The sequence below is a fragment of the Patescibacteria group bacterium genome (assembly GCA_041661505.1).
Lineage (GTDB): Bacteria > Patescibacteriota > Patescibacteriia > Patescibacteriales > JBAZCA01 > JBAZCA01.
In genome coordinates this window covers 433,887-455,098 of sequence record JBAZUF010000001.1, presented here as the reverse complement: position 1 = coordinate 455,098, position 21,212 = coordinate 433,887, and the positions used below count along the sequence as shown (strand labels likewise).

17 protein-coding genes and 5 tRNA genes are annotated in these 21,212 nt (G+C 44.1%); 10 read left to right on the top strand and 12 right to left on the bottom strand.

Annotated elements, in window-relative coordinates:
* Positions 1 to 172 precede the first annotated feature (172 nt).
* Positions 173 to 4,834 (top strand): PAS domain S-box protein, encoded by a 4,662-nt coding sequence (locus tag WC715_02330; protein ID MFA6171273.1) that lies wholly within the window; start codon positions 173 to 175, stop codon positions 4,832 to 4,834.
* Here WC715_02330 and WC715_02325 read toward each other — a convergent pair.
* Positions 4,820 to 5,494: a response regulator transcription factor gene (locus tag WC715_02325; GenBank protein MFA6171272.1), complete on the bottom strand. Its 675-nt coding sequence runs from the start codon at positions 5,492 to 5,494 to the stop codon at positions 4,820 to 4,822. The two genes, WC715_02330 and WC715_02325, sit on opposite strands and share 15 nt — an antisense overlap.
* Positions 5,495 to 5,966: 472 nt before the next feature.
* On the opposite strand from WC715_02325, the gene WC715_02320 reads away from it, so the two are divergent.
* The 5 genes from WC715_02320 (at position 5,967) to WC715_02300 (ending at position 6,568) form a co-directional block, all read left to right on the top strand.
* Positions 5,967 to 6,043 (top strand) — tRNA-Ile (locus tag WC715_02320).
* Between the two features lie 68 nt (positions 6,044 to 6,111).
* Positions 6,112 to 6,184, top strand: a tRNA-Met gene (locus WC715_02315).
* 78 nt (positions 6,185 to 6,262) lie between these two features.
* A tRNA-Phe gene (locus tag WC715_02310) sits at positions 6,263 to 6,334 on the top strand.
* A gap of 75 nt (positions 6,335 to 6,409) precedes the next feature.
* A tRNA-Pro gene (locus WC715_02305) sits at positions 6,410 to 6,480 on the top strand.
* 15 nt (positions 6,481 to 6,495) lie between these two features.
* Positions 6,496 to 6,568: transfer RNA gene (locus tag WC715_02300), tRNA-Gly, on the top strand.
* A 62-nt stretch (positions 6,569 to 6,630) separates the two neighbouring features.
* Here the strand turns inward: WC715_02300 and WC715_02295 are convergent.
* The 5 genes from WC715_02295 to WC715_02275 form a co-directional block, all read right to left on the bottom strand.
* A complete protein-coding gene (locus tag WC715_02295) occupies positions 6,631 to 7,176 on the bottom strand; it encodes a hypothetical protein (GenBank protein ID MFA6171271.1) in 546 nt (181 codons plus the stop codon).
* A 130-nt stretch (positions 7,177 to 7,306) separates the two neighbouring features.
* Positions 7,307 to 7,864 (bottom strand): cytidylate kinase family protein, encoded by a 558-nt coding sequence (locus tag WC715_02290; GenBank protein ID MFA6171270.1) that lies wholly within the window; start codon positions 7,862 to 7,864, stop codon positions 7,307 to 7,309.
* Positions 7,865 to 7,870: 6 nt separating this feature from the next.
* Positions 7,871 to 8,836 carry an RluA family pseudouridine synthase gene (locus WC715_02285; GenBank protein MFA6171269.1) on the bottom strand — a complete coding sequence of 322 codons (966 nt, stop codon included), beginning with the start codon at positions 8,834 to 8,836 and terminating at the stop codon, positions 7,871 to 7,873.
* Between the two features lie 2 nt (positions 8,837 to 8,838).
* Entirely contained in the window at positions 8,839 to 10,035 is a 1,197-nt protein-coding gene (locus WC715_02280) for a glycosyltransferase family 4 protein (GenBank protein MFA6171268.1), read from the bottom strand.
* Positions 10,032 to 11,489, bottom strand: a complete 1,458-nt coding sequence (locus tag WC715_02275) for a flippase (GenBank protein ID MFA6171267.1) — start codon at positions 11,487 to 11,489, stop codon at positions 10,032 to 10,034. Before WC715_02275 ends, WC715_02280 begins: the two co-directional genes overlap by 4 nt.
* 129 nt (positions 11,490 to 11,618) lie before the next feature.
* Here WC715_02275 and WC715_02270 point away from each other — a divergent pair, with 129 nt between their 5' ends.
* Genes WC715_02270 through WC715_02260 form a run of 3 tightly spaced genes read left to right on the top strand, consistent with a single transcriptional unit; the run spans position 11,619 to position 13,997 of the window.
* A complete protein-coding gene (locus WC715_02270; protein ID MFA6171266.1) occupies positions 11,619 to 12,101 on the top strand; it encodes a hypothetical protein in 483 nt (160 codons plus the stop codon).
* Between the two features lie 10 nt (positions 12,102 to 12,111).
* On the top strand, positions 12,112 to 13,122 hold the full coding sequence (locus tag WC715_02265; protein ID MFA6171265.1) for a beta-galactosidase: 1,011 nt from the start codon (positions 12,112 to 12,114) through the stop codon (positions 13,120 to 13,122).
* An 11-nt stretch (positions 13,123 to 13,133) separates the two neighbouring features.
* Positions 13,134 to 13,997 carry an ROK family protein gene (locus WC715_02260; protein MFA6171264.1) on the top strand — a complete coding sequence of 288 codons (864 nt, stop codon included), beginning with the start codon at positions 13,134 to 13,136 and terminating at the stop codon, positions 13,995 to 13,997.
* Between the two features lie 165 nt (positions 13,998 to 14,162).
* Here the strand turns inward: WC715_02260 and WC715_02255 are convergent, their stop codons facing one another.
* From WC715_02255 to WC715_02240, 4 genes are all read right to left on the bottom strand, one after another.
* Positions 14,163 to 14,654 carry a pilin gene (locus WC715_02255; protein MFA6171263.1) on the bottom strand — a complete coding sequence of 164 codons (492 nt, stop codon included), beginning with the start codon at positions 14,652 to 14,654 and terminating at the stop codon, positions 14,163 to 14,165.
* Positions 14,655 to 14,788: 134 nt separating this feature from the next.
* Complete coding sequence (locus WC715_02250) at positions 14,789 to 16,207, bottom strand: hypothetical protein (GenBank protein MFA6171262.1); 1,419 nt, start codon at positions 16,205 to 16,207, stop codon at positions 14,789 to 14,791.
* 1 nt (position 16,208) lies between these two features.
* On the bottom strand, positions 16,209 to 17,015 hold the full coding sequence (locus WC715_02245) for a hypothetical protein (protein MFA6171261.1): 807 nt from the start codon (positions 17,013 to 17,015) through the stop codon (positions 16,209 to 16,211).
* 18 nt (positions 17,016 to 17,033) lie between these two features.
* Positions 17,034 to 18,044, bottom strand: coding sequence for a hypothetical protein (locus WC715_02240; GenBank protein ID MFA6171260.1), 1,011 nt, complete (start codon positions 18,042 to 18,044; stop codon positions 17,034 to 17,036).
* 414 nt (positions 18,045 to 18,458) lie between these two features.
* On the opposite strand from WC715_02240, the gene WC715_02235 reads away from it, so the two are divergent.
* Positions 18,459 to 19,718, top strand: coding sequence for a methyltransferase domain-containing protein (locus WC715_02235; GenBank protein ID MFA6171259.1), 1,260 nt, complete (start codon positions 18,459 to 18,461; stop codon positions 19,716 to 19,718).
* Between the two features lie 22 nt (positions 19,719 to 19,740).
* On the opposite strand, the gene WC715_02230 is transcribed toward WC715_02235, so the two are convergent.
* Complete coding sequence (locus tag WC715_02230) at positions 19,741 to 20,514, bottom strand: nucleotidyl transferase AbiEii/AbiGii toxin family protein (GenBank protein ID MFA6171258.1); 774 nt, start codon at positions 20,512 to 20,514, stop codon at positions 19,741 to 19,743.
* Entirely contained in the window at positions 20,511 to 21,122 is a 612-nt protein-coding gene (locus tag WC715_02225) for a hypothetical protein (protein ID MFA6171257.1), read from the bottom strand. The genes WC715_02230 and WC715_02225 overlap by 4 nt, the downstream gene beginning before the upstream one ends.
* Positions 21,123 to 21,212: the final 90 nt, after the last annotated feature.

Here is a 21,212-nt window from a genome sequence, read left to right as displayed (position 1 = left end):
AGCTTCCAGGCCTGGCCAATTGGAAATTACCAAAGAAAAACCCCTGTTTCATGCGCATGAAACAGGGGTTTTATTTTTCCGGCAAGGCGTTGATTTTTTTAGCCTTTTTTTGTATAATCATTATGCTTTTATTAGCCTTCATGGGAAATTAATCCATCTTAACTAATAATTAATGATGGATAAAAATCCCTATTTTTCTAAAATAAACCGCATGTTCAGCCGGATTTCGATTTCAAAAAAATATGTGGCCGCGCTCCATCTGACGGTAATTTTGGCCGCGCTCTATTTCACGAGCCTCTATAGCTACCTTTTATTCCATTCTTTGGCCGAGATCATAAACATAGTGGTGGCATTGGCGATTTTTCTTATAGTCTGGAATTCCTGGCGTTATATTGATAATGCCTATTTTTTGATTATCGGCGTCGCTTTGTTTTTTTCCGGCCTAATATACGCTTTCCACCTCTTGGCCTATAAAGGCATGAATATTCTTACTAACGACGCCAACCTGGCCACCCAGCTTTGGGTTTCCGCCCGCTACCTTGTTAGTATTAGTTTTTTTTCCGCCCCGCTATTCATAAATAAGAAGATAAGAATCGGAAAGATATTCACAATTTATTTGGTGCTTTTTACTCTGCTTTTTCTGTCAATTTTCTACTTTAAGAATTTTCCGACGGCTTTCGGCGCCGACGGCCTTACCCCTTTTAAAAAAATCAGCGAATTCGTAATTTGCGGATTTTTTATCGGCGCGATTATTTTATTGCGGCGGAAAAAGGAGCGCTTCGACCGCCGGGTACTCCAGATGATTTACGCTTCACTCGGTCTTATGGTCGCAACCGAGCTTTTCTTTACCCAGTATGCCTCTGTTTACGGCTTTATGAATCTTTTAGGCCATATGCTTATGATCGCGTCCGCCTATTTTTTGTATTTAGGAATCGTGGAAATCTCTTTAATGAAGCCCTACCGCCTTTTATTCAAAAATATCAAGGATTCGGAAACGGCTATCCGGGCGTCGGAAGAGCGCTATCTCACTTTGGTGGAAATGTCGCCGGAAGCTATTTTTGTCCATCGCGGCGGCAATTTCCTTTATCTTAATTCAGCCAGCCTTAAATTATTCGGCGCTCGGACTAAATCCGATCTGGAGAATAAAAATATTCTGGATTTAGTTATCGCGGAGGACAGAAAAAAAATGGCCGGTATCACTAATAGCCTTTTAGGGGCGGATATTAATTCCTCTTTCGCCGAGATCGGACTTATTAATTTAAAAGGAGAAAATATTGACGTAGAAATAAGGGAAAAGATGATTTTTTACGAAGACCAGGCGGCGGTGCAGGCATTAATGATAAACATTTCCGAACGAAAAAATATAGAGAAAGCGCTCTTAAACGAAAGGAACCGGCTGATCAATATTTTGGATACTATGCCGGACGGGGTTTATATTACCAGCTCCAGTTTTGAAGTCGAATACGTAAATCCGGCTTTCCGAAAGATTTTCGGCGAGGATTTTGCCGGAAAAAAATGCTACGATTATTTTCACGGCGGGGCATCCAAATGCTCCTGGTGCGAAGCGGATAAAGTTTTAAAAGGCGAAACCCTTCGTTTTGAGTCCAATCTTCTAAAAAGAGCGGGAAAAGAGTATGACTTGGTGGAAACCCCGCTTTATAATCCGGACGGAAGCTCGTCGGTTTTAACAATTTGCCGGGATATGTCAGTGGCGCATCAAGCGCAAAAACTAATTAAAGAATCCGAGCGGCGCTACCGGATGATCTTTGAAAATACGGGGACCGCAACCATTCTTTTTGACGATAACGGGAAGGCGGTTTTAGCCAATAGCCAGTTTGCCGGATTATCCGGTTATGAAAAAGAAGAGATTGAAGGGAAAATGGAGTGGGATAAATTAATTTATGAAAAAGACTTGGAGCGGGTCGGAGAATACCGGCGCATAAGGCTTTTGGATCCGGGGAAAGCGCCTAAATTCTACGAATATCATTTTAAAACTAAAGCCGGAGGCTTGAGGAATGTTTTTGCCACAGTGGAAAGAGTCCCGGAAATAAAGAAAACCATAGTCTCCCTTATCGACATTACGGAGAACAAAAAGATGAGGGAAGTTTTGAAAGCCAGCGAAAAGCGCTATAAGGCCATAGGAGAATTGATACCGTTCGGGATGTGGGAATGCGACGCCCAGGGCCGGTCGACGTATTTAAGTCAAAATTATCTGGATAAAATCGGCATGACTTTAGAGGAATATAAAAAAATCGGCTGGAAAATGATGGTTCATCCCGATGATTGGGAAAACGTCAGCCGGGATTGGAAAGAGTGCGTCGAAAAGGGGAATGAGTGGAGCCACGAGCACAGGATTAAAGACAAAAACGGGGCGTATTATACTATTCTAAGCAAAGGCGCGCCGATTAGAAATGAACTGGGGAGGATACTATCCTGGAGCGGAATCGATCTGGATATTACCCAAAGAAGAAAGGCCGAGGACGCCCTAAAGACTTCCCACGACGCCCTTGAGGACGAAGTCCGGCAAAGGACCGAAGAGCTGGTAAGCGCCAACGAAAAATTAACCAAGGAGGCCGAGGAAAGGGCTCGGGCCGAACGCATACTTGGACTAAAAACCGGAATTTTGGAATTTTTATCGAGCTCCTCGGACCGGAAAGAATACTTGGAATTTATCGTCGAATTTTTGAAAAAAGCCAGCCGTTGCCGCTATTTGGGAATCAGGCTCACAGACGGCGGGAAGAGGATCCCTTATGAAGCTTATCTTGGATTCAGCCGGGAGTTTTGGGAAAAAGAAAATTCCATTTCTATTGGCAAAGATGCGTGTGTTTGCACCCGGGTAATCGGCGGCGAATCATTTGAGGCGGATTTGCCCTACAAAACCGCTAAAGGTTCTTTCTATTGCGGCAACACGGCGGCTTTTGCGGCATCGTTAGGAGAAGAAGCAAAAAAGTTTTTTAGAGGAGCCTGCATCCAAAGCGGTTTTTTAACTATCGCGGTTATCCCGATTTACGATAATGATAAAATAATCGGTGCTATCCATATTGCCGACAAGAAAGAAAATCGGATTAATTCGGAAGAACTTGAAGCGATAGAATCGCTTACTCCGCTGATCGGCGAAGGAATTTCAAAGTTTAACCTGACGGATAAAATCAGCAGGCTGAACCAGGAGCTGGAAGGCCGGGTTTTGGAAAGGACGGAGAAGCTCGCTTTGATGAATGAATCGATGACCAAAGAAATCGTTGAGAGAAAAAAGATTGAGGAAGAAAGGGAGGCCCTGTTGAAACAGCTTGAACAAAAAAGCAATAATATAGAGAATCTGGCCCATAGCCTGAAAAAGGAAAGGGATATGCTGAAAATTATCATGGAAAATACCGGAACCCAGCTGGCTTATCTTGACCGCTATTTTAATTTTATCAATGTTAACAGCGCCTTTGCTCTTAGTTCCGGATATTCCAAGGATAAGCTGATGGGAAAAAATTATTTCCAAATTTTTCCCCACGAAGAAAACCAATCTATTTTTGAAAAGGTCCGCGATTCCGGAACGCCGGCCGAATTTAAAGCCCGGCCGTTTGTTTTCCCTCAACAGCCCTGGCGCGGCGTAACTTATTGCGACTGGACTTTGATTCCGATTAGGGGCGTAAACGGCCAGATGGAAAGCCTGGTGTTTTCCCAGATGGATGTTACTGACCAAAAAAGGAATGAAGAAAATCTAAAAATTCATACGACTAAGCTCGAGCATCTAACCGATGAGCTGGGTAAATTTCAGCTGGCGGTAGAAAATGCCTCGGATTTCATTTTTATAACCAATCCTGAAGGGCTGATCCTTTTTGCCAATAAAGCGGCTAAGGAGATGACTGGTTTTCTGCCATCCGAAATTATTGGCCAGACTCCCTCGATTTGGGAAGACGGGGCAGCCGAAGAAAGCTACGCCGATATTTGGAGCAAGGCCGGGGAAGAAAAAACTCCTTTCAGGGGCGAAGTGGTTAGCCAAAGGAAAAATAAAGAGCAGTTTATCGGGGAATTGAACCTTTCCCCGATTACAGACAGCTTCGGCAGCGTGATATTTTTTGTCGGGATAATGAGGGACATTACCAAAGCTAAAGAAATAGACCGGGCGAAAAATGAATTTATCTCCATGGCCTCGCACCAATTGCGAACGCCTTTGACGACCATAAACCTGTCCGTTGAACTTTTGATGAGAGGCATCTCTAGCATAATTAATGAAAAACAGCACGGTTATTTAAAAGAAATTTACTCCTCGGCCAGGCGGATGACTGATTTAATCAGCGTGCTTTTGAATGTTTCAAGGATTGAATTAGGAACTTTTGTAGTTAAAGAAGAGGTTTATGACTTGGTTGCTTTAGCCGATCGGATAGTTGAGGAATTGGACGAGCATCTGAAATCCAAAAATTTGAAATTGGAAAGGCAGTATGGCGTTCCCCGGCTGGATATAAATTTTGACATGAATATCTTTAGGATTGCCTTTGAGAACCTTTTGACCAACGCTGTCCGCTATACTCCGACCGGCGGGGAAGTAAAAATCGGCCTTGCCGTTAAAGGCGGAAAGGCCGTTGTGAGCGTTAAAGATTCCGGGTGCGGCATTCCCAAAGATGACCTGGACAAGATCTTCCTTAAATCTTACCGCTCGGAAAACGCAAAAAAAATCAGCTCGGACGGGACGGGCCTGGGCTTGTACATTGCCCGAAGCGTTGCCCGCCAGGCCGGAGCTGAAATAACCTGCGAGTCTTTAGAAAGCAAAGGCTCAACCTTCTACTTGTCTATTCCATTAAATGTTGAAGTGGCTTTAAAACAAGAGTCCTTAATTAGCGTTTAGCCGGTAGCCGATCCCGCGGACGGTTTCTAAAAGCCGGCCGTTTTTATCGCCGATTTTCTTTCTTAAATTAGTGACGTGGACGTCAACGACGTTCGAGAAAGAGTCAAAAGCGAAATCCCAGAGATTGGAAGTGATTTGTTCGCGGTTCATCACCTGGTTGGGATGGCGCATTAAATATTCGAGCATCGAGAATTCTTTTAAGGTAAGCTTTACTTCCTTATTATTCCGGTAAACTTTTTTTTCGGTCGTATTTAAAACCATGTCTTTTACCCGGATTTCAACCGGCAAGACGGGCTTGGGACGGCGCAGGAGCGCCTTAATCCTGGCAGTCAAAATTTCGAAAGAAAAAGGCTTGATTAAGTAGTCGTCAGCTCCGACATTCAGTCCGGAGACAATGTCGTTTACTCCGTCCCGGGCGGTAAGCATTAAAACCGGGGTAGAGATTTTTTTCTCCCGTATGGCCTGGCAGACTTCGATTCCGGTTTTTTTAGGCAGCATGATGTCCAAAATGATCAAGTCATAGTCGTCATGGTTCATTTCAATCCGGTTTTGTCCGGCTTCTCCGTCTAAAACGTAATCCACCGTATAACCCTCGGTTTCCAGCCCGTCTTTAACCAACTTAACGATGTTTTCCTGGTCTTCAACCATTAATATTCTCATAGATTTGCTTATTATTAAATATTAGTATAAATTTGTCAAAAAATCCAGTCAAAATTCAAAAGATGAGATTCTGCATCCATTCTATTAAGAATATATTAATTTTTGATTAAGGCCTTGATTTTATGCCGCTTTTTTGTTATTCTTATTAAGAACTTGCAAAAGTTCTGTTTTATTTGCAGGTGAAACGAGCCCCGCACTTGCTGGGCGAGTGAACGCCGAAAATATCGGTAAAATACAGATATTTTACAATGGGGCAAAAATAGGCTAGAGTTATATAAATGCTTTTTCATTCGGGCAACTAGCCTGCCTGCCGGCGAGGCAGGCTCAGCTGGTTACCTGCCCGAACGTACCGTTCGGTACGGGCGGGGAGCGCGTCCCTTTCTAAGAAATATAATTGAGGGCAACTAGCTCAGCTGGTTACCTGCCTCATCGGCAGGCAGGGAGCGCGTCCCTTTCTAAGAAATATAATTGAGGGCAACTAGCTCAGCTGGTTAGAGCGCGTCCCTGATAAGGACGAGGTCGGAGGTTCGACTCCTCCGTTGCCCACCAATCAATAGTCAATCTTCAATGATCAATTATCAATAAATATTGAAAATTGTAAATTGACAATTGAATATAGCGGGGTAGAGCAGCTGGCAGCTCGCCAGGCCCATAACCTGGAGGTCGGGGGTTCGAATCCCCCCCCCGCAACAAGTTAATCTTCAATTGGTAAATGGCCAATTTTCAATTAATTGAAAGATTGATAATTGTAAATTGATAATTGAATAAGCCTCGGTAGCTCAGTGGTAGAGCAAACGACTGAAAATCGTTGTGTCGTCAGTTCGATTCTGACCCGGGGCACAATTTCAGATCGAAAAATTCGGATGTCGTCCGGATAGGAACTTAGTCCGATATTCGACAGCTGAATTCTGAAAGCGGGCTGTCGTATACCGGTAGTACGCATGCTTTGGGAGCATGTTGACTGGGTTCAATTCCCAGCAGCCCGACAAAATAATTAATACGCGGGTATCGTATAGTGGCTTTTTATGACAGCCTTCCAAGCTGTAGAGGGGGGTTCGATTCCCCCTACCCGCTCCGTAATAAAACAAAAACAGGGTTTAGCGCCCTGTTTTTGTATCCTGAAGAAATGCTGATAGTTAATTTATTTCCACCCCCCGAGCTTTCAGTTCCGCCAGCTTCTTTTTTGAACATTCATCGCATCTGTACTGGGGAGCTTTGTCCTTAGAGCGGTCGTAGTTTTTGGCTTTAACCACCCGGAAGCCGCGGTCTTTTTTTCCGCAGTCGTGGCAAACTGTCTCTTCTTTTATCTCCCAATAAATCGGCACTATCTTGTTGGAAAATATATATTTATCCACCCAGAAGAAAATTAATCCGCCGATAAAATTCGCGGCAATAACCCCGTAAACTCCGGAGCCGAAAAGTAAAAGGCACGGATAAAGGGTAATGGAGGTTAACTGCCAGCGCCCCAGATAAAAAGCGTATTTTTTTACAAGATCGGTCCGGTCCGAGCTAAACAAGAATTTATCGATCCAAAAAAATATTAGCCCGCCGATCAGGTTGGCCATAACGGCCCCCTTTATCGTCGCTCCGAAATACATCGTAACCGGCAACATAACCGGAGTAGAAAGCTGCCACCTTAAAAGATACAGGGCGTAAATCTTCAAGCTGACTTTAGAAGCCATAATTTTATTGAAATTAGATTTAAGTCAACAATCGGCAGGCACTAATTGGAAGTTTTTGCTCTACTGTTATTTTAACCTATTTAGCTAATATTGAAAAGGATTTTTGATTTTGCCGATTGCGTAAACGGGATTACGCCATTTTAGACTCTACGAAGTGGTAAATTTTTTCTAAAACTTCTTCGCGGGTTAAATGGGAAGTGTCGAGGACAAAGTCATAATTTTTTTCTTCAAAGACGTCAATGCCGTAATACTTTTTATAGCGCAGGCGGTCGGATCCCATCCTTTTCCTTTGGCTGGCGATCAAATCTTCCAGGGTGTTTATATCCTTGTCTTCATTGCGATGGTTCTCTTTTTTCAGCTGATCAAAAATTCTTTGGGCGCCGATCATTTCATCGACGGCCAGGAATATTTTTAATGAGCGGGGGATGAAAATCCAGGAAGTTCGGCCCTCGATGACAAAATTGTCTTCGGTTTCTCCTAATTTTTTTTGGTATTCGTCCACCTCATTGTCGGTCGACGGGTCAGTCTCCCCAAGTTTATTGTATTCGGCCAAAGTCATGCCCCGGTCTTTGGCTTTTTGCCTGCGGATGCCGCCCATGTAATAGCGGGGCCAGCCCAATTTTTCGGCCAATTTTTTCGCGATGGTTGATTTTCCCGAACCCGGAAGTCCGCTGAATGAAATAATCATAAGCGCTTATTTAATAATTTCTAATAATTCTTTTAACTTTTTCGGCAATCCGGCCCGGAAAGTAAGCTCTTCACCGGACAAATTTTTTATGGAAAGCTCAATCGCGGCTAAAAATATCCTCCCTAAATCCAATTTTTTATTTTTTTCCCTCGAATCCTTGGTGCTATATAAATTATCGCCGACAATCGGGTTGCCATAAGCCGCCAGATGGGCGCGGATCTGGTGGGTGCGGCCGGTTTTTGGGCGGGCTTCAAGGAGCGTATAGTTAATATATCTTTTTATCACCTTAAAATGAGTAACCGCGATTTTCCCGGGCTGGTTAGCGGGCCGGGCGGCCATCTTTCCTTCGCGCGACCTTTCTATCGGGAAATCAATTACTCCCTCGTCCTTTTCGATTCGGCCGTAAACCAAAGCAACATAGGTTTTTTTAACCTCGCGCTCCATAAATTGCCGCTTCAGGTTTTCAAATGACGCCTGGCTCTTCGCGATAACCATAACTCCCGACACTTCCTTATCAAGGCGATGGACCACCCCGGGCCGGCAAGGGTCATCGCCGATTTTTTTTATGGCCGGGTATTTTTTTGCGACGATATCAATCAGCGAAGCTTTTATTTTCGGGTCATCGCCCGGCTGGCCGTGAACCGCGATGCCCGAGGGCTTGTTTATTATTAGAAATTCATCGGTTTCGCCAATTACTATTTTATCCAGCTGGATTTTAGGAATTTTTTTCGCCGGGACTCTTTTTTTCTCAATTAATTTTTCCTCCGAAGCTTTAGTATTTTTTCTTCCAGAGAGATCGACAACGTCCCCGGCCTTTAAGAAATAATGCGGCGCTACCGTTTTCCCGTTGACTTTTACCCCGCCCTCTTTTATTTTTTTTTGGATTTTGCTTCGGGAAAGCCCGGGCATTTTTCCCAAAAGAAAAATATCAAGCCTTTGTCCGGAACTGGTTATGTCGATATTATGCTTCATATCTAGTTTAATGCCTTTATGAAATTTTCCGCCATCTTATCAAGATTAAAATCCCTGTCAACCAGCGCGCGGGCGTTTTGCCCCAGCTGGGCCCGAAGGTTAAGATTCTGGAAAAGCTTAATTAATTGGCGGGCGAGCATTTCGCTTAAATCCATCTCAATTACGCAGCCGGTTTTGTTTTGGATGATTATATCTTCAAACCCGAGGCCAGCCGGAGCGATAACCGGAACTCCGTTAGCCATAGCTTTTAGGACGTAAGAAAAGTCAGTAAGCACCGGCTCTTCGCAAACTGAAATATATAATTCAAAACTGTCCAGCCATTTTTTAGGAAAATTTATTTTTTCCCCCGCCTGGCCGGCCGGTTCCGCGCCCGGGCCGGGTTGCCCCCCGGGGCTTATGAACCAGACTTGGTTGTCAATTTTTAATTTTTTTGCTATCCAGGACAAGTTTTTTCTCTCTTTCCCGTCGCCGATAATTACCAGCTGGAGATTAGGTATGGCCGAGGAGCATTCTTTTATCGCCTGGAAAAGGATTTCGGTTTTTTGCTTTTTATCCAAATCAACAACCGTGCCGACCGTGAAAAATTTGCGGTGAAAATTACTTTTGTCGGCTAGCGTCTGAAAAAGGCTGGTCTGGTCTTCTGCCGAGGATTTTATTCCCGGTACGACGATCCGAATCATCTCGTCTTTTACGCCGGCGCGCAAAAGATCAGTCCGGCCGGCGCTGGAAAAAGAGACTACTCTAGCGAGCCTGGACGATTTTAAATAACGCTTCAGAAATGATTTGTAAAACGGCATCCGGGAAAGCTTTAAAAAATTATGCCCGGGCAATTCGGCGAACACAAGCTGGATTCCCAGCCAGCGGGCCGCCGGAGACAAAATAAGCTTTTCCCTTAAACCAAAAACTATCAGGCTTTTTAGAGGTCTCTCCCTCGAGTGAAGGTAGAGCCTTAACAAAAAAAGGAAGCGCAAAAAAGGGAGGAGGATAAGAAACAAAAAATTTTTTGTTCCGCTTCCCAGCCGGGGGCCGAAAAAAAATTTTTTCCTTGAGCCGTTTAATTTTTCTAAAAAAGGCCCGTCCAAAGCGTCTTTGGAAGACCAAAAGAAAAGGCTCCAGCCGCTAAAGTACAATTTTTCAAAAACTTCCGCCATTACCGGGTCGAGACTGGGCGATGAATCGGCGATTAGAATATTTTTCATGGAATTTTGTTTATATCTCCCGCAACCGGCGCCGGCAGTTCTCTGTTTTTTAAGATTAACAGATCGTCTTTGGTTATTCCTTTTAATAAATAAAGAATCGTGAAATACGACAAAACCCCGGCGAACATTTTTAAGAACAGGTTTATTTCACCCAGCCAGGCAAGGAAAGCGTACATTAGGGCGGCGGCAAAAAAGGATTTGGCCAGGACTTTCCAATTCATCCTGAAGCCGGTAAATCTCCAGACAATATAAAAGGAAGAAAAAGCGATTAAGACTTCGCTGTAAACCGTAACCCAGGCGGCGCCAAAGTAGGAATAGCGCGGAATAAAAAGAAGGTAGCCGGCAACGGAGCTTAAGGCTGTAAAAATATAGGCCGGAAGTATGCTTTTTTGCTTATCAATGGCAATAATGGCGTGGGCGAAAATATTCCCCAAAAAGATCGCCCCGGCGGCCATCATTAAAATATTCAAGGCCGGCCCGGCGGCTAAAAAATCCCGGCCGGCCACCAGCTCCATGGTCTCGGAAGAAATCATCCAGGCGCCGGCCACTAAGGGAAAAGCCAATATCGCCATTATATCGAAAGATTTTTGGAGCACTTTTTTGAAATTTTCTTTATTGCCCTCGGACCAGGCAAGGGTTAAAATCGGCAGGATAATTCCGGAAAAAAGGAAAGGCAGTGTTATTAAGACATCAATGACTTTATAAGCGGCGCCGTATATCCCGACCTCGGCCTGGCTTTTTATCAAAGACAAGATCAAGGTATCGGTTTTTAAGTATAGAAGGTTAAAAGTGATGGTTAAGGCCAGCGGCCAGGATTTTATAATTATTTCTTTCCAAAGGCCCCAATCGAATTCTAGTTTGATCCGGACCAACCGGCGCGAGAACATAAAATGGAGGAAAAAACTTATGGCCGAAGAAATTACCGTTGCGGCTAAAATTCCGTAAAGCCCGTAATTCCGGCTGGAAGCGAAATAAATCCCTAATAGCAAAGCGATCCTTCCGGCCACTTCGGCGATGGAAACCTTGTCCATCCGCAAATGCCTCTGGAACAGCCCGACAAAGATTTGGTTTAAGGCGATGAAGAAAAAAGAAAGGGAAGAAATAAGGACGCCGATTTTAACGGCTGATTGGTAAGGGAAAAAAAATACAGCCAGCGGGCCGATTCCGATGAAAATCAAGGCTGAAAGCAAGCGGAAGGACAGCAAGTTATTTAATATTTTTTTCTCATCGGCGCCCTTGTGACTGGTTAGCTGGACTGTTACCAGGGTGAGCCCGAAATCGGCAATAATCGCGAAAAAGGAAAGAAAGGTGATAATGGTCGTATACTGCCCGAATCCGGACGCGCCTAAATACCGCGTCATTAAGGCAATCGAAAAAAGCCCCAAAACGGTAGCTATTACTTTACTCGCGGTTTGAATTATGGTGTTGTAGGCGACTCGGGTGGATAACCTCATATTTTCCTCCTCTTTGTTATTCTGCTCGCTTAAATAATAACCTTTTATTGTGAAAAATGCCAGGTTGGGGTATAATTACACGAGAACATAAAGATGCGGGAGAGTAAATAATTTAATTTCATATCGTTTATGAAAAATTCTTTCTTAATTGAACACAAAAAAGCGCCTTTAAGAAAAAGAAGCGTTTTTTTGGCCGTCTTTACGATTTGCCTTTTTTTCGGCGCTATTTTTCAAAATAATATAATGACTGTTTTGGCCGATGGAAATTTATGGAACACGGTCAAAGGAGGATCGTCAGGCAGCGGAGGCTCTCTTCTTGGCCAAGTGGGCACGGATGTTTATGGAAGCGAGGATCCGACATACCACCTTGAAGACGTCATCGTCGGCGTTATCAAGGTTTTTCTTTCCATTCTCGGCTTGGTTTTTCTCGTCCTGCTTGTTCTCGGAGGCTTTAAATGGATGATGGCCCGAGGGGATGAAGCCAAAGTAACCGAAGCAAGAAACCAAATAACCCAGGCGGTAATCGGCCTGACCATAATTCTTGCCGCTTATGCGATAACTTATTTTGTCTTCAATACTCTCACTAATGAAGTTATGTCCGTAACTTATTAATTTCCGGCTTATGGGTTGGTCTCCAAGAAAGTCGCTATTACTCCTCGTATTATTTTTCCTGTCGTTAGTTCTCGCTTTGTCCTTAGGCAAAAATTATCCGAAAAGCGAGCTCTCCTACGGTTTAACTTTTTCAAAGAAAAAAGCCAGCGACTTGGGCTTTGACTGGAAAAAGGTTTACTTATCTGTCTTGGATGAATTAAAAGTAAAAAAATTGCGCCTGGCCGCGTATTGGGACGAAGTCGAGCCGGCTAAGGGAAAATACGAATGGGCGGATTTGGATTGGCAGGTAAAGGAAGCGGAGAAAAGAAACGTTGAATTAATTTTGGCAGTCGGCTCCCGCCTGCCGCGCTGGCCCGAATGCCACTATCCCGGCTGGGCAAAAGACTCTTCAAAAGAAGAGACGGATTCGAGGCTATTGAATTATATTAAAGAAACTGTTAAAAGGTATAAAGACAGCAAGGCCGTTAAATACTGGCAGGTGGAAAATGAGCCCTTTTTAAACCATTTCGGCGAATGTCCGAACCCGGACAAAAATTTATTGGATAAAGAAATCGCTTTGGTTAAAAGCCTTGACAGCCGCGAAATAGTCATCACTGATTCGGGCGAATTGTCTTTTTGGATTTCGGCCGCCCGCCGGGCCGATGTCTTCGGAACAACAATGTACCGGGATACTTATTCCAAGCTTTTTAACACCTATATTCATTACCCGATTTTTCCCGGATTTTTCCATTTTAAAAAGAATTTAACCTCTCTTTTTGCCAGCCCGAAAAAATGGGTGGTAATTGAGCTCCAGGCCGAGCCCTGGGGGCCGGTTCCTTTCGAGAAATTGCCGCAAGCAGACCGCAACCGGACTATGAGCCTCGGCAAGCTGAAAGAGATGATAGATTTTTCTTCAAAAACCGGCTTTAACGAGTTCTACCTTTGGGGGGCGGAGTGGTGGTATTGGGAGAAAGAAACCAACCGCAATCCGGATTTGTGGAATGAAGCAAAAGAAATATTCGCGGATAATCAAAATAAATAAGGATTCAAAATATGGTTAAAGACCTGAATAAAAAATATTCCATCGGCGTCGATATCGGCGGGACCAATATGCGGGCGGTTTTGTTTGACGGTGAAAAAGTGATTAGCGATTATCTTTTGGCCACGCCGAAGGAAAGCCTGGAGAATTTTCTCATAATGCTGAAAGCCCTGGTTGAGCCCCTGATTCTGCGGGCGGAAAACGACAAAGTTAAAATAAAAGGCATCGGGCTTGGCGTAGCCGGCATGATAAGCCACAAAGACCGGCGGGTTATTAAGTCGCCCAACCTCTCCATTATTAATGATGTCAAATTGGCTTTCCAGCTGGAATCAAAAATAAAGATCCCCGTTTTTATCGAAAATGATACCTATTGCTTTACCCGGGCCGAAGCCAAATTCGGGGCCGGCAAAGGATATACCAACGTTTTCGGAATAATTATGGGAACCGGAATCGGCGGCGGCTGGTGGAATAACGGCAAGATTTACCGCGGCTTTCACGGGAGCGCTTGCGAACACGGGCATATGGTAATTGACTATAAAGAGGGGATAACTTTTGAAACGGCGTATCATAAATTAACCCAGAACAATCCGGCTTCTTTAGCCGAAGAAGCTTACCGCGGCGACACTTTGGCGCAAAAAGCCTTTAACGAGATCGGCCATGATTTAGGCATTGCCCTAGCCAATGTTGTTAACATGATCGACCCGGAAATAATAGTTTTAGGCGGAGGATTTTTCGAATCAAGCGATTTATTTTTAAAGCGCGCCAAAAAAGTCATGAGCCGTTCCGTAATGAATCCGGAAGCCAAAAAAATAAAAATCGTTAAGGCCGGGCTGGGCGTTTTTTCCGGCGCGATCGGCGCGGCGCTGTTAGCCGAATAGAGTCGGCTTTTTATGGACGAAAACAATTTTGACTAAAACTCATCACTCTTTTCAATAAAAAACGCGGCTAAATAGCCGCATTTTATTTTGCCAAACAAATATTCAGGCTGTATATGGATTAAATTTCTTCCAATTTTTCGCGGCGGACGAATCCGCCATTTTTACCTACTTGCTGTTTATAACATTATTAAAGACAAAGGCGATAATATTATAAGCCGAGAAAATAATAATTAAGCCAAGGGTCGCCCAAACCATCGTATCCCGTCCCTTTTTAACTTTTTCCGAGTTGCCCTGGGCTGTCATCCATATAAACCCGCCGTAAATAAACATAGCCAAGGCCAAAGATCCGACCAATCCCAAAGCCGCCCCAATAACTTTTCCTATTAAGGTTTGCGGGTCTTTCAAATCTCCTAAGGGGTTCGTAAGGGAGACGGTGGAACCGGAGGTGCTTGTGGTTGAATCGCTTGATGTTGAGCTAGAGTAGGAGTAATAATCACCACAACCGCTATTACAAGCAGCTTTTGATGCCGCGTCACCATTATAGGTTACATTTCCGGATTCGTCATAGCAGACACAGGTTCCGGCCATGGCAGAATGGGGGCCAACAAGAAAAAAAAGATAAATAGTAAAAAAAATTTTTATTAGATTTGAGGCCATAATATAATTATTTTTTTACCCCGTCCACTTGCGGCAGAGTAGTTCATTTAAAGTATACCAATTTTTTGAAAAAGAAAAAAGGGCACTCTTTTGGAATGCCCCTTTTTTGAATGTGCACTACATGAAGTCAACATCTATGATTGTGAAAAGACGTTGATTCTCACCGTATACCCACCCTCATCTTCGGCCCGTATTTTGAAGGTGCCGGGAAATTCGGGTGGAAGTTTGACGTCGTCACCCTTCATTCTTTTCGGTTTCCCGATATTAGGGATAACCGAGAAGTCGGGGTCGTCTTGCCCAGGCAAGCCTTTGGCGCTGAAGGAGAAATTCAATCCTTCCTTCACCTTAAACCAGCTGGTAGTCATTCCGGGTTTTAGGGTCACGCGGGTGGCTCCGGTTTCGTTGATGTAAACAACATCGCCCGACGAGCTTGTTCTGTGACCATTTCCGCCTCCGTTTCCTGACCACGGATTTACGTAGTCAATGGCGGATTTGACGGCCGTGGCGCCTTCCTTCATTCCATTTTTTGTTGCCTCCCAAGCGCTACCCACCTTTTTTTCATTGTAGGTAGGTATGGGGTCGGGAGCTCCAGCCACTACCACCTCGGCTTTTTCCGCAGCAGCTTTCGCCGCGGCGTAGGCCTTTTTTATTTCGTCCAAGGTTGCGGTCGGGTTGTTCAGCGTGGCTTCGACTGCCGCCAAAGCCATATCGGACTTTATTTTGTCCAATTGGGCTTTGGTTAGCTTTTCAGCCGCCTGATTGAGAAGTCCTTTCATTTCAGCCTCTTGGCGGTTGGTAAAACCGAGCATCTGGCCCGACAAATACAGCATGCCGACTATCAGGGAAATACAGATGCCAGGCCAGAGAATTTTGTATGACATTCTCCGGGACCACTCCTCTCCTTTGTCCCAGATGAAGGACATCACGGTGATGCAAATCATCACCACCGCAACCGGTCCCCACCAAGCGGGATCATTTCCTTCAAATATCTTGGTCAGGGAATTAACCCGGTAGATGATATACCGGAGCCAATTAATTACCACCACCAATGCAATGAAGGCGATGGGATTGGCCAGTACATTTTGGGGGCCATGGCGCCAGTAGATAATGGCGCCAACCAACATAATGAGCCCTGCCTCAAGTCCGAGGAGCTCGAGATATTGGATGTGGTAGAGACCACCAAATCCCGGGCGAAAGTAAAGGATTGCGGCCGCGGTACCGGTGACGGTAATAGCCGTAAATGCCAATACATTCCAGAGAGGGCTATTTCTGGTGATATACCTGGTCAAAACAAACCAGGCCACAACCCCGGAAAAAATCCCAACAGCGATAGAAAAATAAACCGCGGCGTAACCTCCGCCCACTGCCTGGGTGAGTTTCTGCATCCAGGGCGAAATCACAGGCTGTAACATTACCAGCCCAAAGATTCCGCTTCCGAAAATGGCGATTGTCAGCATTGACTCCCGCCAGTCCCCTGCTTTAGCCCGCTCAGTCGCCAGGGCGAGCAGGAGAATCCCCATTGACCATACTGCCAGAGTTTCAATGCTGGTCATGTTATTTCTCCTTATTTTCCTGAAGCTTTTTGAGGGCTTCATCTATACTTTTCCGTGCATTACCCAATTCAACATCTCGCAGTGCGCGAGTTTCCGTTTCCTTACTTACTACATCGTCCGAAGGGGACTGGGTCGGCGACTCTTCAGGTTTGAAGGCTTTTTCCACTCCCTTTTCAAGAGCTTTATAGCCTTTCCGCACGCCGTCCCCCGTGGCCTTACCGACCGAGCCGTCCTGAACTCCCTTGACTATTTCTTGGGCACTTCTTTGGACGTCAGCCCGGAAAATTTTTTCCCGCTTCTCGGCTTCTTCCCGCTCAACCTTTTCTTTGGCTTCGCGGGTTGTCTTTTCGGCCGGAGTCTCTTCCTTAACTTTAATCCCGACCTTTTCCTTCCCCCATGTAATAGGGTCTTTAAGAATACTTGCGTCAGGCTTAGTACCAGAGTACTTCCAGTAAAGCCCGCCGATAAGGAAAATCCCGACTAATACTGCAACGAAGGCGTAGACTCTGACATTCGAAGCAGTAATCCATCCACGGGTTGACGAAAAAGCCTGTCGAGCTTGTGGCGCTCTTGCTCTTGCGGCCGCCGTTGCTCCCCTAGCCATTCCGGGAACGCGCCTTGCTCCGGCCTTGATGCCCCTCCAGGCTATTGCCAGGGGAGCAGTCAAGATTTTTTTTCCGAGCCAAAGGACAAGAACAACAACTCCAAGTCCTATGGCTAAGGCCCAGCCCGGGTTAGTAACACTAAACACAACCCAGTCTTTGGCAGCGCCCAACAAATTCCATATGGTCAACAAAAAATTCCACATATCGTCTCCAGTCTGAGTTTATTTTTTAGCTTCCGGTTTCGATTTTTCGATTATCAGCTTTCCTGTCTCGTCTCTTCCCAGAAGGCGGAATATGGCGCCTATCAGGGATTCATAGAGAATGAAGCTGAAAGTGGTCAAGGGAGCGGGACCCTTGCCTTCTTTTTTATCCTTATCCTTTTGATCCTTAAAGGATTTCAACCTCTGGGCCAGTTCAATTGGTCCTGAAGTTAATAGGATCAGGATAAGGGCGATCAGCCACTTGATCGCGTCAAAGAAATCGCTCCCCGTGAAAAACAATCTTGCGGCTTCCGCATAAAGGTGCCAGCCCATGGTAGGCTCTGCCGATCCTTCAATGTCCGGCATGAAGGCCATATGATCAAAGCCAAATAGGATTAGCAGAGAAAGACTCAAATTCACTCCGACCATGGCCAAGCAGACATGGGTCATCCACCAAGGGAAGGAATCCTTCTTCGTCACCTTCTCGTAGATGTAAGAAGGCGGCCCGACTATCAGAAACAGAGTAGCCGCAATGAAAAGCGGCGCCCGGATGATGAAGTCGAAAAAAAGCGAGAGCATAGTAAGTACTCCGGCTATTTTCAAACCCCGCCGGGTATCAATGGCCTTACTGATAGTTGTAAAAAGACCTATCACCAGCCCAAAGATAACCGAGATCCAGAAGTTTCCGATAACGGGGAGAAAGTACCAAATCAAGATGGTCACTACATACATGATCAAAATGATATGTCCTTTATTGGTAAGGACGTGCTTTACGCCCTCAACCTGGTCTTGCACGGGGTTTCCTGCCGCGTCCAAGACAGGCATTCGTTTTAATGTTTGCCCGACTTTCTGTTCTTTGAATTGGGGCTTCATTTCTCCGCCCCAAAATTTTTCAGCTCTCAGCCGGTACCCTTTAGGCCCGCTCCAGTTATTTATTACTTTCCAGAGGCCGACGCAAACCAGGGTAAACGGGAGACCAACAACCACCAACAAGAAGAAAAGTAGGTTCCAATTCATGATAGATCCTTTCATATCAATAATTTCAGAAGTAAATCAATTTTTTAAGTTGTCAAAGAGCCGATTCTCTTAGACAACCAAACCCGAACAAAAATCTCATAACACATAACATTGAATTCATAGCCTTATTTTGATTTTGGTTACGCGCTCAATGTTATGTGCTAAGGCCTACATGAGGCAAAATTTGCCAGGCTTGGCTGAAAAAGGAAAGAGCTATTGACGGCTGAATGCCCAAATGGCGTAATTCCAGCCGATTTATAATTATAGCACAAATATCATAACTCGTCAATGATATGTGGCAATATTAGTTTAATATTAGCCATAATTCAGCAATCAGTTTGATTTATAGTTATCGTTTAAGTATAATAAGGTAAGAAAATAGCATTAATTTGTGATTATTTAAGTTTTGCTTCAATTTTTTTGGAATACATGAAATATTTTTTTATCTTAGGCAACCATCCGGCCCTTTCCTTAGCTGAACTCTTAGCAGTTTTAGGAAAAGACGGATTTATTACTGCCGGAAACGAGGCGGCGGTTTTTGAATTGGACGGGGGGCTGGACGCGGAAAAGCTGATTAAGAATTTAGGCGGGACGATTAAAGTCGGAATTATCGGCAACGAACTGGAGCAGGCTAACTCGGAAAAAATACTTTCCCGCCTGTCCGGGATTTTGCCTAGAGAAAAAAAAGAAGGGAAATTTAAGTTCGGGATTTCGGTTTACGGGAATTTGAAATTGAACGAGAAAAAAATGGGGATGGAAATAAAGCGCCTGCTAAAAGAAAAAGGTATTAGTTCGAGGTGGGTGATTAGTAAAGAAAAACAATTGTCGAGCGTGGTGGTAGATACTAATAAGCTGGTAACGGAAAACGGGATGGAAGTGGTAATTATGAAGATGGGCGGAAAAATTATTGTTGGAAAAACTTTAGCGGTCCAGCCTTTCCGGGAGTTGTCATTCCGGGATTACGGCCGGCCTTCTAGAGACGACCTGTCCGGTATGCTCCCGCCTAAGCTCGCGCAGATTATGATTAATCTGGCCGGTGTGGGAAATGAAGATGGACAGAACTATAAAGAGGGGGATAAGAATAAAGATGGATATGAAGATGGGCATAAGGAAAAATATGGCGCAGTCATCCTTGACCCCTTTTGCGGATCCGGGACGATTTTAACCGAGGCTATGCTTATGGGTTTTAATAATTTAATCGGGTCGGACATTTCCGAAAAAGCGATTGCGGACACGAAGGAAAACGTCCTATGGATGAAAGAAAAATTCCGCCTGCCGGAACCGGAGCTGGAATTGTATCAGAAAAGCGCGACCGAACTGTCAAAGTTTTTAAAGCCTGAATCGGTTAGCGCAATTATTACCGAGCCGTACTTAGGCCCCCAAAGAGGGCAGGTGGATTTAAGGAAAATAAAAAAAGAGCTGGAAGATTTGTATGGCCAGGCTCTTCTAGAATTTAAAAAAGTATTAAAAAAAGACGGGAAAATAGTGATGATTTGGCCGGTTTTCCACCGGGGAGAAGAATGGGTCCAGCTAAGCCCGAAGATAGACGGTTTTAAAATCGTTAATCCGCTTAAAGGCGCTGGCAATTCGAATGGCGGGTTTAAAGGATTAACTAATAGAGGAACTCTTATCTATGGCCGCGAGGGGCAAAAGGTTTGGCGGGAAATCGTTATATTGGAAGCTGAATAATAATTTAAAAAGCCGGGCCTGATTATTTTAATTTTTGTTCAATATATTGCCTAAAGCTCAAAATTCTTTGCTGGTCATCCGGCCTGACGAGGAACGGCATTACATCGCGGGCCATTACTTTCATATCAAGATCGGTAATTGCTTCCAATAGCTTTCTTCTTAATTCATCTTTATTCTTTATGCCGAGTTTTGCTTCCAGATAATCATAATTAAAGTCGGCCAAGCTCAAAAGATAAACCGTATCATAAAAATCCCGGCCTTTCATGCGCTTGCGGCCGAAGATGGCCCCGATTTTCATGGATAACAAAAGGTCGGGCGGGGTAAGCTTAATATTCCGAAAAACATCAAATTTTTGCAGTAAAAAATTATCCGGTTCATAATTAAAGCCGTGCGGCGCGGTATCAACCTGGATTAAAATTTTCTCGCCTTCAAGGGCGCTTAAATTATTTTCCTTCAACAGCTTGGGAATTTTTATATAACAGCGGAACGCGCCTTTAAAAACATTCCTCACCTCAACCTCATAGCTTTCAAGCTCAAGCTCTTTTTTTATTATCTCCGATAATCGTTTGAATTCATCTTCCGTAAGACCAAAATTATCAAAATCCAGATCCTCTGAAAAGCGCGTGCCGCCATAACAAATTTTAATCGCTGTTCCGCCAAGGAAAGACAGTTTAGGGCCGATCCCGCTTTTAAAAATTATATCCAAAATCTTATACTGCAGGTATTCCCGCAAAATTCCCCGGTCAAAACCGGACAGGTTTGGATAATATTTTTTTATTTCACTGATATTAATCATTCCATTTCTTTATAAATTTTTACAATTTTCCGAAATAAAACCTTAGAGCCGAAAGCTTCGGCATACTTAGCCATTTTTTCCTTATTGATTATTTCGTTAAACACTCCCTTGTTGATTCTTAATCCCTCTAAATCATTTTCATCCTTAATGTCGCTTCGCAGGTAAAGAAAATCTAAAAGCGCTTTTTCCGGCTCGGCGATTTTAAACGGCAATCCGGCCGTCTTAATAACGTTATAGCCAAAAAATAAATTTTCCTTGACGCTCCGATATTGAAAATTGCTGATTGGGGTTTTTATAAGTTTGGTCTTCCGGGAAGTTATGCTGGTTACCAGATAAACTATTTCCGGAATGAGATTGTAATATCTCATTGCGTATTCCAGGCTCAAGTAAGAGGGTTCAAACAGTTTGTTGGCAATAAAGCAAATCTCATTTTCTCCGATATTTTTATCAGTGAAAATATAATAAAGCTTAGAAAGCTTCTTTAGATGCCCTTTTTTTTGCCATTCATAAAAACGTCTGGAGTCAAAATCAGGAAAAACATTTTTAACTTCGCGTACATCTATAAGTATGCGATTATTGAAAGAATTCTTAAAGTCTATATATTTCATTTCCTTTATTAGTTAATTTTAACTAAAATCTGAAATGATTATAGCATATACAACAAATATGTCAAATAATGTGGCATTGCAGCGTCAAGT